Genomic DNA, 14,960 nt, shown 5'->3' with positions numbered 1-14,960 from the left:
CTATATTTGTTAAATGAATATCTTCTGTTTTTGGTTTGACATTTGTTTGGTAGTAATGTCACTAAGTACTCAAATTTCATATTAAAGCAACTCTAAAATATCAGGGTGCCTTTTAGGCGCCCTGATTATCTTTAAAATAAAGGAGGTATCCTAATGAAGCTTCCTGTATCATTATGCATGATTGTAAATAATGAACAGAAATTTATTAAAGATTGTCTAGACTCCGTAAAGGAATTTGTTTCAGAAATAGTGATTGGAGATACTGGATCCTCTGACATGACGGAAAGTATAGCTAGGGAACATGGCGCCACAGTATTCAGAATGGATTGGAAGAATGATTTTGGAGATGCGAGGAATTCTGTATTGGAGAGGGCGTCTATGCCCTACATCTTTGTTATGGATGCTGATGAGCGTTTAAATCAATCTAGTTCTGATCAACTCATGAAATTCTTTGAATACGAAACTATTAATCCTGGTAGAGTTGTTATAAAAAATATAGTACATGATAATGATATAACATTTGGACAAGCTACACGAATATTCCCCAACCTACCAGATTACCGTTATAATGGACGAATACACGAACAACTTCAATATCAAGGGAATACACCCAAAAGTTCTCAAACCAATATCATCATCGATCATTTAGGTTATAAAGACGAAATAATGATTGAAAGACAGAAAATTCAGCGAAATTTAACTATATTGACTGAAATGGAAAAATCATCACCACATGATCTCTATGTAATTTATCAGATTGGAAAAACTCAATTTGTTGCAAAAAACTATCCCGAAGCAGTTAGATATTTGGAGAAAGTATTAAAATCAATACCATTAAATTCTTTGACAAGCTCTACTTATGCTTCAAGTGCGTGGCTCACTTTATGTTATTCCTTGTATTATATGAAAAGTTTTAGTCTTCTGAATAAATATATTGAAGAAGGCATTGAAATTTTCAGTGATTATACCGATTTATACTTTATATATGGTTTATCGTTAACTTCCATGAACCATCCTGACGCTATTAAAATGGTGCCGTCAGTATTTAATTATTGTTTGCAACTGGGAGAAGCTGATTCGACTAAATATGAAACTACAATGGGAGTTGGCAGCTATAAAGCTCATTATAACCTTGGAGTCTATTGGGAAATCATTGGTGAGATTGATAAAGCTTATTCTCATTATTTATTTGCCGTCCAACAAGGGTATCAAATTGCGGGTGCCAGGCTGAAATTGTTGTCAAGATAGGAGAGAAGATATGAGTAAACCATCCATAAGCCTGTGTATGATAGTGAAGAATGAGGAGAGATTTCTTGCACGCTGTTTAAAGAGTGTACAGGGTTTAGTAGAAGAAATTATTATTGTAGATACTGGATCAACAGACAATACAAAAGAGATCGCTGAGTGTTTCGGCGCTAAAATATACACATTCGAATGGGTAAATGACTTTTCAAAGGCACGCAATGAGGCAATAAAGTATGCACAGAGTGATTATGTTTTAGTTCTAGATGCAGATGAATATTTAGAAAGTGCGGACCAGATACTATTACTTCTAGAGTCTCTTGAAAAAGATATTTATTTTTTAAGTATAAAAAGTTTCTTGAGAGGCGGTATTAGTACAATACATCCCGTAATACGTTTGTTTAGAAACGTACCAGAATTAAAATTTTTCGGAAGAATACATGAGCAAATCATAATTCCGGCAGACTCTCTTTTTACACAAGATCACTTAGAAGTAATGATCAATCACGATGGTTATATGAAAGATGTTATAACTGAGAAAAATAAAGAGCAACGGAATTTGAAAATATTGTTAGAGGATTTGGAAGAGCAAGAAACGGGATTTGGATTATTTAACTTAGGTATTCAGTACAAAATGATGGGGCAATATGAACAGGCTATTAAAACGTTTGAAAAGGCCTTTCCTCTAAGTATGGAATATAGCTATATCTGCAAGTTAATTACTAGTCTAATACAGTGTTACATGGAGTTAGAACAATTCGATAAAGCTCTAGTAATATGTCATGAATCGATTGAAGCTTATCCCAATTATACTGACCTATATTATTTGCAAGGACAAATTTATGAGTCTCTTCATTATATTAATGATGCAAGTGAGAGTTTTAACCATTGTCTTAAGATTGGAGATGTAAGGAACCATGAGTTAATGACTTTTCATGGAGTGGGGAGTTATATGGCTTTAACTTCCTTGGCAGGAATCTCCTTAAGAAAAGGAGACATGACCCAAGCCATTCAGAAGGTAACGGATTCATTAGGAATTAATAAGCATTATATGCCGTCAATCAAGTTATTGTTGGATATTACAAAGAATACATCATTCAAGGATGCTTTCGAATTTATTTCTAAAACATGGGAGATATCTTCGCTAGATGATTTAAAAGAGATGATTGGTGTTCTATATAAATTACGTCATCCACTACTTTATGGATTTTGTGAGTTATACAATCACAATGTTGACAAATCTATATTAGCTGCAGGTTATTTATATAGCAAACGGTATAATGAAGCAGCAAGTATATGGTATGAAATTGAGCAAATTGTGGATGTAGATGAATTAGAAGACGTGATGCTTTGTTCGATCCTGACGAAAGACAAAGTATTAATTCAAAAATATAAACATAAATTTTCTTTACGGGAGAAAGACTATAAACTTATTATTCGATGCCTTGAACGAGAAGAACTAAATAATAATCATTGGGCTAAAGATTTAGAACAGCTATTAGTAAGATTTTTTGAAAAACTAATACAGTTACATGAATTCGATACGATAGATTATTTTGTTAGTCAGATGACTTCGTATAATCTACAATTCAGTTTTGCTAAGATTTTGGCGAATTATGGTTTTAATGACATTGCTATTAATATAATGGACTTGCAGTTGCCGAATGTTGACAGGGACGCATTAGTATGGATAGCAGATCAGTTAGCTGCGGTGGGGAATTACAACGAGAGTATGCGTTTTTATGAATTTGCAAACGAACAAGAATCTACATTTAATGTACTTGAGAGCATGTACCAAATATGCATAAAAAATAATGACAGCTATAAGCTGTTTAATTTAATTCAAGCGATGAAAAATTCCACACCAAAATCAAAATGGGCAAACAAACTAGAACATTATAATTTTTTGAGTAGATGAGGAAGCATATGGGATGGAGGATTATCGATTGAAAACGAGCATAGTAATACTAACATATAACCAACTTAACTATACAATTCAATGTATAGAGAGTATTCGTCAATATACCAATTCAGGTACTTATGAAATTATTATTGTAGATAATAACTCCACAGATGAAACTAGACAATGGCTATCGCAACAGTCAGACATCATAACCATTCTTAATGATAGTAATTTAGGATTTCCTAAGGGTTGTAACCAAGGCATTGAAGTAGCTACTGGAGATTATATACTTCTATTAAACAATGATACAGTGGTCACAGAAAATTGGTTAAACAATATGCTGTATTGCATAAACAGTGATGAGCGATTCGGAGCGGTTAGTTGTATTACTAACAACTGTTCGTATGCACAAACAATTCCTGTATCTTATAACAATCTACATGAGATGCATGCATTTGCTGCGGGCCATAATGTCCCAGATCAAAGTAAGTGGGAACAACGCCTTAAACTAATCGGATTTTGTTACCTTATCAAAAGATCTGTCGTAGATGAAATTGGTTTATTAGATGAACGCTTCACACCTGGCAACTATGAAGATGACGACTATTCACTTAGAATCCGCAAAGCAGGCTATAAACTTGTGTTATGTAAGGATACCTTCATTCATCATTACGGGAGTGTATCTTTTCGAGAAGATTCTTCTTATAGCAAATTAATGAAAGTTAATGCCAAGAAGTTTGAAGAAAAGTGGGGGTTTAATCCTATTTATTCTCAGAATATACGATTTGAAATCATAAACATGATGAATAGCGATCCTGAAGCCCCATTAAATGTTTTAGAAGTAGGATGTGCTTGCGGGGGTACACTTATGAATATCAAGCATCGATATCCAAATAGCAATCTATACGGTATAGAGATAGATGAGGCTGCTTCATCGGTTGCATCTATGATAGCTGATGTTCGGAATTATGATGCTGAACGAGGATTAATGGAATATGATGATAACTTCTTTGACTATATCATTCTTGCGGATGTACTTGAACATCTTTATGATCCATGGAAAGTATTGAGGAATCTGAAAAGATTTTTGAAAACAGATGGCAAGTTATTGGTTAGCATTCCGAACCTTATGCATTACACTGTAATTAATGGTCTTCTAGAAGGGTCCTTTACTTATACAGAAGCAGGTATACTTGATCGAACACACGTAAGATTCTTTACGCTTCATGAACTGAAGAAGATGATATTACAGTCTGGGTACTATAAACTCGATATTGCTGCTAAGACTTTGTCTAATCAAAGCAAAGGCATAACCGATAGATTGTCCGGGATAGTGAGCCCGGCAGTTATGGAGCAGTTTAATGTCTATCAATACTTAGTAAGTGCGAAAAAGCATGATCTAGACGAGACTTTTGAGTATATTATGGATCACACCGAGGAGACTCAAATCATTGTCAACAGGGTTAGTGCTTATACTGCAGATGAGGTAATCCAGTCCGTATTACTATCGGTAAATGAGAACCAAGCGGAGTTATTAAACACCATTGGAGTATCCCACTTTTCTGTAGGTTCATATGAAAAAGCACTGCCATTTTTTGAAAATGCATTTTATTTAGACAATAATAACGAAGAGGTACTTTACAATATTTCTTATTTTTTATGTTTCATAGGCGAATCATCAAATGCGAGCCAATTTATAGATCGTCTGAGGGAAGTTAACGAAAAATCGTATAATCAGCTTCTGGAGGTAATAAAGGATTTTGCTCAATAAAAATCTGTATTCATTACCTGTTTCACCCCCACCCTCCCCGGGTAAATAAACCTAAACCTAATTTTGTCCGCCTTTTTTACGCCTGCCAACTCAGTCGTGGAGCCAAGTCGACATTTTTCTGTTTTTTCTGCAGCAGAAAACCTTTTTCTTGGTAATTGACACTGGATTGGACGGGTGCTATAGTCGGAAATGTGGACAATTAGTGTCACACTTTATTTGACAATGAAGGGAATGTTAGTGCATGCAAGGTAAAGTTAAATGGTTCAACGCAGAGAAAGGTTATGGCTTCATCGAGACTGAGGACGGCGGCGACGTATTTGTACACTTCTCCGCGATTCAATCCGAAGGCTTCAAGACTCTTGAAGAAGGACAATCCGTAGAATTCGAGATTGTTGAAGGCGCTCGTGGCCCGCAAGCTGCTAACGTAATCAAAATCTAATCATCCCGGCATAGCCGACCTACATAAACGGTATTGATGGTTAACAATTGGAGATTCGCTAGCCCAAGACTCCGGAACTTCCGGGGTCTTTTTTTTGTATCCGACCTCCGAAAAATATTGTGCTAAAATTCACAATTCTGTCTTTTTACATGGGCTTAACAAAATGCTATAATGAAGGTGCAAAGGAGGAGTGCCCAATGCAATTCACTATCCGAGGTCAACAAATTGATGTGACCGATGCTTTGAAAGACTATGTTGACAAGAAACTCAGCAGGCTAGATAAGTATTTTGATGCACCCCCCACCTCCGAAGGATACGTTACACTCAGTGTCATTCGAGGATTGCACACGGTGGAAGTGACCATTCCGCTCACAGGCGTGGTACTGCGTGCGGAAGACCGAAGCGACGATATGTACGCTTCCATTGATGCCGTTGTGGACAAGTTGGAACGTCAGATTCGCAAGCACAAAACCAAGCTGAACCGCAAGATCAAGCAAGAAGGCGGACTGAAGACGCTCATTGCGGAGAACGGGGCAGCGGCAACCAGTCAAATGGATGCAGAGCAAGTGGAGTACGACGAGGACAACTACGAAGTAGTCCGTACGAAACGTTTTACCATGAAGCCCATGGACGTGGAAGAAGCGATCCTGCAGATGAACATGGTAGGCCATAATTTTTTCGTATTTTCCAACATTGACACACAAGAAGTAAATGTCGTCTACAAGCGTGATGACGGCAAGTACGGATTGATCGAGCGGGACTAAGTCTCAAGCGGCATTCCTCAAGGAATGCAGAGGCACCAGGTTCGGTTCGAATTTTAAAATGAAATCGAAATTGTAAGATGAGCCTTCATCCGTGTTAGCGGGTGGGGCTCTTTATTTGGATATATGGACGTCTATTCTGCGCCTCTTTAGATGTAGAGTTTTGCTACTAAAATGAATATAATCCCATTGTCAACGACTGGGTAAATGCTCCACGCAACTTTTCAGGGCGTCTTCGCGTCTCATAGAGTAGGGCTTCACGTAACAGACATCTCTTGTGAAAGCACATATTGTTGCGGCATCCCTTACAAACTGTTACAATTTATGCAAACCCTCATTTTACGGGACAGGCTTTTTAGCCTGCATGAAATGGGACCATCATAAGGAATCAATGAATCGATTTCATCATTTAACCCTTTGGCATTTAATGAAGTTGATTCTATCACTTGTTTTGCACGAAAGGGGTTAACCATGCTAGGACTTGTCAAAAAGATTTTCGGCGACACCAACGAGCGTGATGTCAAACGTCTCATGAAGACGGTCGATGTAATCAACAAAATGGAACCGGATTTTGAGAAGCTCTCCGATGAGCAGCTGCAAGCGAAAACCGAGGAGTTCCGTGCGCGGATCGAGAAAGGTGAGACGCTGGAGGAACTGCTTCCCGAAGCGTTTGCGACAGTCCGTGAGGCTTCCAGACGAACACTCGGCAAGCGTCACTACGACGTACAGCTGGTCGGAGGAATGGCCCTCCACGAAGGCAGAATTGCAGAGATGAAGACCGGTGAAGGTAAGACCCTTGTGGGTACGCTGCCGGTTTACTTAAATGCCCTGCTTGGCAAAGGGGTTCACGTTGTAACCGTCAATGATTATTTGGCACAGCGTGACAGCCAGGAAATGGCGCAAATATATAACTTCCTGGGTCTAACCGTCGGGGTTAACCTGAGCGGTATGGAACACCCGGATAAACAGCATGCTTATGCATGCGATATTACGTACGGAACGAATAACGAGTTCGGCTTTGACTATCTGCGTGACAACATGGTCCTCTACAAAGAGCAGATGGTTCAGCGTCCACTCTATTTCTGTATCATTGATGAAGTGGACTCCATCCTGGTTGACGAAGCGCGTACGCCGCTTATCATCTCGGGACAAGCTCAGAAATCGACCGAGCTGTATTTTGCAGCGGATCGCTTCGTGAAGCGCCTGACGGCAGAAGAGGATTATACCGTAGATATTAAGGTCAAATCCGTAGCTCTGACAGAAAAGGGTGTTGCCCAGGCGGAGCGTTCCTTCGGTATCGAAAACCTGTATGACCAGAACCATGTAACACTGAACCACCACATTGTACAAGCGCTGAAAGCGAACGTGATTATGCGCCGCGACGTGGATTACGTTGTCACCGACGACGAAGTGGTTATCGTGGACGAATTCACGGGCCGCTTGATGGCAGGACGCCGCTATAGCGACGGTCTTCACCAGGCGATTGAAGCGAAGGAAGGCATCGAGGTTCAGAACGAGAGCATGACATTGGCGACGATTACTTTCCAGAACTACTTCCGTATGTATCGCAAGCTGGCAGGTATGACCGGTACAGCGAAGACAGAGGAAGAAGAGTTCAAGAAGATTTATGGTCTTGAAGTGCTCCAGATTCCTACAAACAAACCGAATCAGCGTAACGACATGCCGGATGTTGTCTATAAGAGCGAAGAAGGCAAGTTCAAGGCAGTTGTTACGGAGATCGTGGAACGTCATAAAAAGAATCAACCGATCCTGGTGGGTACGGTTTCGATTGAGAACTCCGAGCGTTTATCGGAAATGCTGAAACGCAAAGGCATTCAGCATAAAGTTCTGAATGCGAAGTACCATGCAGAGGAAGCGGAAATCATCTCACGCGCCGGTCAGCCGGGATCTGTAACGATCGCGACGAATATGGCGGGACGCGGTACGGATATTTTGCTGGGTGAAGGCGTGCAGAATATTGGCGGACTTCACATTATCGGTACGGAGCGTCACGAATCGCGCCGGATCGATAACCAGCTGCGTGGTCGTGCCGGTCGTCAAGGTGACCCAGGATCCACTCAGTTCTATTTGTCCCTGGGCGATGAACTGATGAAACGTTTTGGTACAGACAACGTTCTGAACATGATGGAGCGTCTTGGCTTTGAAGAAGATCAGCCGATCGAGAGCAAGATGATTACCCGTGCGGTTGAATCCGCGCAGAAGCGGGTTGAGGGCAATAACTTCGACATGCGTAAAGTCGTTCTTCAATATGATGACGTGATGAACCAGCAGCGTGAGATCATTTACAAACAACGCCGCGAGATTCTGGAGTCCCAAGACATTAAGCAAATCGTTGTTGAGATGATGAAGCCGGTCATTGAACGGGTTGTTCAGGCTCACTGCAGCGATGATATTCCGGAGAACTGGGAACTGCAAGAAGTGGCAGACTTCGTTAACAGCAAGCTGCTGGACGAGGGTGCAATTACCCGCGAAGATCTGTGGGGCAAAGAATCGGAAGAAATCACGGAATTTATCTTTGAGCGCGTGATGAAGAAGTATGCAGAGCGTGAAGAGGCGATTGGTGAAGAGATGGTACGCGAGTTCGAGAAAGTTATCGTGCTGCGTGCGGTAGACAGCAAGTGGATGGATCACATCGATGCGATGGATCAACTGCGTCAAGGTATCCATCTCCGTGCATACGGCGGTACCGATCCGCTTCGCGAATACCAGTTCGAAGGCTTTGAGATGTTTAATGCCATGATCGCTACGATTCAAGAGGAAGTGGCAACGTACATCATGAAGGCGCAGATCGCAACGAACCAGGAGCGTCAGGCTGTCGTGGAGGAGAACAAGGTATCCACGAACAGCAGCAGCGAGCCAGCCGAGAAGCGTCCAGTGCAAGTAGCTGAACAGATCGGCCGGAACGATGCATGTCCTTGCGGCAGCGGCAAGAAGTATAAGCACTGCCACGGACAGAACGCTTAAGCTACATTTTCATAAAACGGCCTTGTGTATAGGCGCTGATTTTTCAACTCCCTTAAGAGCAGCAGATGAACCGGTCATTGTGGTCTTATCCACAGCGATCCGAAACCTCTGCTGCGCTTAAGGGAGTTTATCTGAATAAATAACGAAATATCTAGTAAAGTCGCATAAATTTTCTCTTGAATATGGAACGTTTTCCATGCAGGAGAGGGTATACTGAAGTTATTACGATAACGTATAGATAAGAAAGGACGAGGGACTCATGATCGAACCAAGTGTGAAGCAGGACCTGCGTGAAATCAGCAAGAAACTAACCAATCTTAGGGGGTCTCTTTGACTTAGATCTCAAACAGGAAATGATTGAGAATTTTGAGGAGAAGATGGCTGCCCCGGATTTTTGGGACGATAATGAAAAAGCCCAAGCGCTCATTGCTGAGATGAATGCTGTGAAATCATCCGTGGATCAGTATCAAAAACTTCAGCAGGATTACGATGATGCTGTTGTTATGACTGAACTGGCGGATGAAGAGGGCGACGACTCCCTTGCAGGAGAAATTGGCGAGACAATTAAGGACTTGGTTAAGCGCGTGGAGGAATTTGAGCTTCAGCTGCTGTTGAACCAGCCTTACGATAAAATGAATGCCATCCTTGAGCTGCATCCCGGAGCGGGCGGAACCGAGTCGCAAGACTGGGGCCAAATGCTGCACCGAATGTATACCCGCTGGGCGGAGAAGCGCGGCTTCAAGGTGGAAACACTGGATTACTTGCCAGGCGACGAAGCGGGAATCAAGAGTGTAACGCTGCTGATCAAGGGCTACAATGCTTACGGATATTTAAAAGCGGAAAAAGGAGTTCATCGTCTGGTTCGCATATCACCATTCGACTCTTCCGGTCGCCGTCATACCTCCTTTGTATCCTGCGATGTGGTACCGGAAATCAACGATGAAATCGAGCTGGATATCCGCACCGAGGATCTGAAGATTGATACCTACCGTGCCAGTGGCGCAGGGGGTCAGCATATCAATACGACGGACTCGGCCGTACGGATCACTCACTTGCCAACCGGCGTGGTGGTGACGTGTCAGAATGAACGCTCTCAGATCAAGAACCGTGAGCGTGCCATGACAATGCTTCGTTCCAAGCTCTACGAGCGCAAAATCGAGGAGCAGAAGAAGGAATTGGCGGAAATTCGCGGCGAGCAGTCGGAAATCGCTTGGGGCAGCCAAATTCGTTCGTATGTATTCCATCCGTACAGTATGGCTAAGGACCACCGTACACAGGTGGAGACCGGTAATATTGGAGCCGTCATGGACGGAGATCTGGATGCTTTTATCGATGGCTATTTGCGCAGTCAGATCAAGCAGGAAGTCGAGTAGGACGTTGAGGAGAGATTTGAAGAACTATGGCGCAATCCGCTGGCAATCCATCGATTAACAAAAGAAAAAGAGAACCCCTGATTCCGATCAACGGTCCCCTTCGGCAGACGGTGGACGCAATTTTTATTATCATCGGCTCCTTTATCATGGCGCTGTCATTCAATTTATTTTTTCTCCCGAATCACATTGCCTCCGGCGGCGTGTCGGGTTTGTCCGTTCTTGCGCAATCATGGCTCGGCATTGAACCGGCCTTTACGCAGTGGGCACTGAACATCCCATTGTTTGTACTCGGCTTTTGGCTGCTTGGACGCGATTACGGCATTCGTTCCCTGCTGGGCAGCGTGATTCTGCCGTTGTTTGTTTTCCTGACCAAGGACTGGCCAATCCCAACCTCCAATCCACTTCTGGCCTCCATTTATGGAGGAATCGGGGTCGGTATCGGGATGGGGCTGGTCTATCGCGGCCGGGGGTCGACAGGCGGGCTGACCATCGTGGCACAGCTCTTGCAAAAATACAGCGGCCTGACGTTCTCCCTCTGTGTCGTACTGCTGGATGCGATTGTGATCTCATCGGCAGCACTGGTGCTGTCACTGGAGCAGGCGTTATACGCACTGATTGGACTGTATGTTACAGGCAAAGTGATTGATGCCATTGAGCTTGGCTTCAGCTTTACCAAGGTGGCCTACATTATATCCGATCATAACGAGCCGATAACGAAGGCTATTCTGGAGGATTTGGACCGGGGATTAACCAAGCTAACCGCTGAGGGAGGCTATACGGGTGAACATCGAACCGTCCTGATGGTGGTAGTCGGGCAGAGCGAGATTCCCCGTCTAAAGACAGTGGTCCAGTCGGTAGATCCGAATGCTTTTGTAATTATCAGCAATGCGCATGAGGTATTGGGTGAAGGATTCCGCAATATTAAGGCGTAAGCCAATAGAATACAGCGGCCGAGACATTCTCGGCGATAGGAAGAGACGGTGTATATCACCGTCTCTTTTTCTATTTTCAGACGAATCCGATTTCAGTGAAGCTGGAAGTTCGATCATCGCAAAAAATCTTCCCTAACGCAGTCTGCCCTCTGTGAAGATACAATGACAGATAGTTTTCTTATGGGGCCAACATCCACCCCCAGTAGCGGCAGGCTTGAATTCTCCTTTATTTTTCTAGTAAAGAGCATATAATGGAAACTAAACTTGTAGGGGGTAGGGGATGATGGAGATTGAACAGATCTATGGTAATTTGCCAGTGCTGGAGACAGAACGTCTGCGTCTTCGCAGAGTATCGATGCAGGATGCAAACGAGATGTATGTCTATGCCTCCGATGATGAGGTTACAAAACACGTAACTTGGGAAACCCACCGCTCCGTTAATGACAGTAAGCGATTCATTCAATTTATACTGGCCCAATATGCGAAGCATGATATCGCCCCGTGGGGGATTGAGCTGAAGGAAAGCGGACGTATGGTGGGGACGGTGGATTTTGTATGGTGGAAACCCGGGCATCAGAGTGCCGAGATCGGTTATGTACTGGCACGCGATTGTTGGGGACAAGGACTTATGACAGAGGCGGCCACTGCATTGCTGAAGCTGGGCTTTGGCCAGATGGAGCTTGTACGCATCCAGGCCCGCTGCATAACAGAGAACATCGGCTCCCAGCGTGTGATGGAGAAGATCGGCATGTCCTATGAGGGCACGTTAAGAAAAGGGATCAAGATCAAGGGGCAGCATTGGGACCTTAAATTATTCTCCATACTAAAAGAAGATTATGAATCGGCTAATTAAAGGTTGAAGGAACATGGAGCATGCATGAAAATTGGACCAAATTTGAATAATCCATTGTATTTATATGAATACGGTCGTATAATAATACATATTTATGAGACGGATAGGTCAATGGGAAACTTGTTAGTAAGAGAGCCACAATTCAATGCGGGACACGGAAACATTCCGAACAAGGTGAAGGGCCGCCTGGCAGCAGCAGCTTCATGAAGAAGAAGCATTTCAGGAGCATTCGCAGCGGCTCGACTTGTTTCTATACACCTAAGATATACAGATTTCGGGGAACAACGGGAATCGACCGGAAGCATGAACCGTATCCGTAAGATGTAGAGATGAAGGAACTGGCTGAATGGGACCTTGCCTAAGGTCCTATAGCTGTTCCTGGGGGAGAGGGATGAGGATATGACGGACACAAACACATTAAGAGTTGCCATTGTTGGATCTACCGGTTACGGGGGAGTGGAACTGATCCGCTTGCTGCAATCACACCCGCGAGTTGAGATTACGTCGGTGATTTCTTCATCGAGTGCGGGGGCACCCATATCGGATGGTTTTCCGCATTTGACGAATATCGTCACCCGGAATTTGGATGGTGTAAATCCAGCGGAAATCGCAGAGGTGGCTGACCTGGTGTTTGCCGCGACACCTTCTGGCGTTAGCGCCAAGCTGGTGCCGGAGCTGCTGGAAGTTGGCCTTAAGGTTATTGACCTTTCAGGCGATTTTCGGTTGAAAGACGGAGGGATATATGAGCAGTGGTATAAGCACCCGGCACCGAGCGCGGAGCTTTTGGAAAAAGCGGTATACGGCCTATGCGAAGTGTTTGGCGAGGAGGTCCGCGATGTGGATTTCATCTCCAATCCGGGCTGTTATCCGACAGCGACCCTGCTCGGACTGATCCCGGCCATCAGCGCGGGATGGATCGATGCCTCTTCGCTGATTATCGACGCCAAATCCGGCGTGTCCGGCTCCGGAAGGGGAACGAGTTTGACGTCCCATTATGCCGAGATCAACGAGAACTTCAAAGCTTACAAGGTGAATAAGCACCAGCATATTCCTGAGGTTGAGCAGGTGTTGACTCAGGTGGCGGGTGAACCGATCACGGTTACCTTTACGACCCATCTCGTACCGATGACACGTGGCATTATGAGCACTATGTATGCAACGCTGAACGGTCCTTATACGGAAGAGGATTTCATTGAGCTGTACCGCCAGTATTTCAAAGATCGCCGGTTCGTGAGAATCCGTGAGCAAGGGGTATGGCCTGCAACAAAAGAAGTGAGCGGCTCGAACTATTGCGACATCGGATTTGCGGTGGATGCACGAACAAACAGAGTGACCATAATATCGGTCATTGATAATGTGGTGAAGGGTGCGGCCGGTCAGGCGATCCAGAACCTGAACTTGATGATGGGATGGGAGGAGAGCCTCGGACTTACGTTTACGCCGATTTATCCGTAAGCGGCTGGGGATACAGACATGGGAGAGAATACGTTTGCGATAATTGAAGGGGGTAGCATTGTAACGCCGCAAGGCTTCAAGGCGGCCGGCCTCCACTGTGGACTTAAGAAAACAGACCGTAACGATCTGGGTGTCATCGTATGTGATGTGCCTGCCGTGGCGGCTGCGGTATATACAACGAATCTTTTTCAGGCGGCACCGCTGAAGGTAACGCGTGAGAGTCTGCAGGATGGCAAGCTTCGCGCTATTGTTGTCAACAGCGGGAACGCCAATGCCTGCACGGGTAAGCAGGGTGAAGAGGATGCATATACGATGCGTTCCAACACGGCTTCGCAATTCAATCTGGATGCAGACGATGTGGCCGTAGCCTCGACAGGAGTCATCGGCGAACTGCTGAAGATGGATCGTGTATCTTCAGGCATTGCCAGCTTGCCGGCACATCTCAGTGGCGAGAGTGAAGGAGCGGAAAGCTTCAGCCAGGCGATTTTGACAACGGATCTCGTGAAAAAAGAAGCCTGCGTCACCGTCCAAGTCAACGGTACAAAGGTTACCATCGCGGGAACAGCGAAGGGATCGGGGATGATTCACCCGAACATGGCAACCATGCTCGGGTTTATGACGACAGATGCGGTCATTGATCAGGAAGCGCTGCAGCTGCTGCTGCGCCAAACGACCAACCTGACCTTTAATATGATAACCGTGGATGGCGATACGAGCACGAACGATATGCTGATTGCGATGGCCAGCGGCCTGGCGGAGCACGAGGCATTGACACCGGAGCATCCCGATTGGGATGCGTTCTCAGCGGGCTTCCACTATGTGTGCCAGCAGCTGGCGAAGGCCATCGCGCGTGATGGAGAGGGAGCGTCCCGCTTGATTGAGGTTCGCGTGAACGGTGCCGAGTGTGACGATGATGCCCAAGCGATTGCCAAGACGGTCATTGGCTCCAGCCTGGTGAAATCCGCGGTGTTCGGGGCAGATGCCAACTGGGGGCGCATTATTGCGGCTGTAGGTCGTGCGGGTCGTCCGGTCAACCCGGAGACGGTTGATATTGCCATAGGTCCAATTTCGGTGCTGGAGCAGTCCAGACCGGTTGCTTTTGACGAGGATGCCGCACTGGTTTACCTTCAGGGCGATTCCGTGGACATTGATGTGAAGCTGCATATCGGGAATGGATCAGCCACGGCGTGGGGCTGTGACTTGACCTATGACTATGTCCGCATTAATGCGGCTTACCGTACGTAGA

Annotated in this window: 11 protein-coding genes; all 11 read left to right on the top strand. The window is 44.7% G+C overall.

Going from position 1 to position 14,960, the window contains the following annotated elements; translation table 11 throughout:
• Positions 1–153 precede the first annotated feature (153 nt).
• The 11 genes from PGL02S_RS23415 (at position 154) to argJ (ending at position 14,959) form a co-directional block, all read left to right on the top strand.
• A complete protein-coding gene (locus PGL02S_RS23415; RefSeq protein WP_036639906.1) occupies positions 154–1,248 on the top strand; it encodes a glycosyltransferase family 2 protein in 1,095 nt (364 codons plus the stop codon).
• Between the two features lie 10 nt (positions 1,249–1,258).
• The gene (locus PGL02S_RS23410; RefSeq protein ID WP_036639903.1) at positions 1,259–3,160 is read left to right on the top strand and encodes a tetratricopeptide repeat-containing glycosyltransferase family 2 protein; all 1,902 of its coding nucleotides are present in this window, start codon (positions 1,259–1,261) and stop codon (positions 3,158–3,160) included.
• A 28-nt stretch (positions 3,161–3,188) separates the two neighbouring features.
• On the top strand, positions 3,189–4,916 hold the full coding sequence (locus tag PGL02S_RS23405; protein ID WP_200870095.1) for a glycosyltransferase: 1,728 nt from the start codon (positions 3,189–3,191) through the stop codon (positions 4,914–4,916).
• A 241-nt stretch (positions 4,917–5,157) separates the two neighbouring features.
• A complete protein-coding gene (locus tag PGL02S_RS23400; protein ID WP_006213042.1) occupies positions 5,158–5,355 on the top strand; it encodes a cold shock domain-containing protein in 198 nt (65 codons plus the stop codon).
• Positions 5,356–5,552: 197 nt separating this feature from the next.
• Complete coding sequence (gene hpf / locus PGL02S_RS23395) at positions 5,553–6,119, top strand: ribosome hibernation-promoting factor, HPF/YfiA family (protein ID WP_006213041.1); 567 nt, start codon at positions 5,553–5,555, stop codon at positions 6,117–6,119.
• Between the two features lie 468 nt (positions 6,120–6,587).
• Positions 6,588–9,101 (top strand): preprotein translocase subunit SecA, encoded by a 2,514-nt coding sequence (secA, locus tag PGL02S_RS23390; protein ID WP_006213040.1) that lies wholly within the window; start codon positions 6,588–6,590, stop codon positions 9,099–9,101.
• A 259-nt stretch (positions 9,102–9,360) separates the two neighbouring features.
• Positions 9,361–10,474 (top strand): peptide chain release factor 2 gene (prfB, locus tag PGL02S_RS23385; protein ID WP_100086551.1). Its coding sequence is split into 2 segments (ribosomal slippage): positions 9,361–9,432 and positions 9,434–10,474, totalling 1,113 coding nucleotides; the frame shifts between segments, so codons are not numbered across the junction.
• A gap of 26 nt (positions 10,475–10,500) precedes the next feature.
• Positions 10,501–11,406 (top strand): YitT family protein, encoded by a 906-nt coding sequence (locus PGL02S_RS23380; protein ID WP_006213038.1) that lies wholly within the window; start codon positions 10,501–10,503, stop codon positions 11,404–11,406.
• Positions 11,407–11,689: 283 nt separating this feature from the next.
• Complete coding sequence (locus PGL02S_RS23375; RefSeq protein WP_006213037.1) at positions 11,690–12,259, top strand: GNAT family N-acetyltransferase; 570 nt, start codon at positions 11,690–11,692, stop codon at positions 12,257–12,259.
• Between the two features lie 399 nt (positions 12,260–12,658).
• Positions 12,659–13,714, top strand: coding sequence for an N-acetyl-gamma-glutamyl-phosphate reductase (argC, locus tag PGL02S_RS23370; protein WP_006213036.1), 1,056 nt, complete (start codon positions 12,659–12,661; stop codon positions 13,712–13,714).
• Between the two features lie 18 nt (positions 13,715–13,732).
• Complete coding sequence (gene argJ, locus PGL02S_RS23365; RefSeq protein ID WP_036639901.1) at positions 13,733–14,959, top strand: bifunctional glutamate N-acetyltransferase/amino-acid acetyltransferase ArgJ; 1,227 nt, start codon at positions 13,733–13,735, stop codon at positions 14,957–14,959.
• Position 14,960 lies beyond the last annotated feature (1 nt).

This window comes from Paenibacillus glucanolyticus NBRC 15330, from assembly GCF_004000885.1.
GTDB lineage: Bacteria > Bacillota > Bacilli > Paenibacillales > Paenibacillaceae > Paenibacillus_AQ > Paenibacillus_AQ glucanolyticus.
Note: the sequence above shows the minus strand (reverse complement) of the source record. Positions and strands in the feature narration are given on the sequence as shown.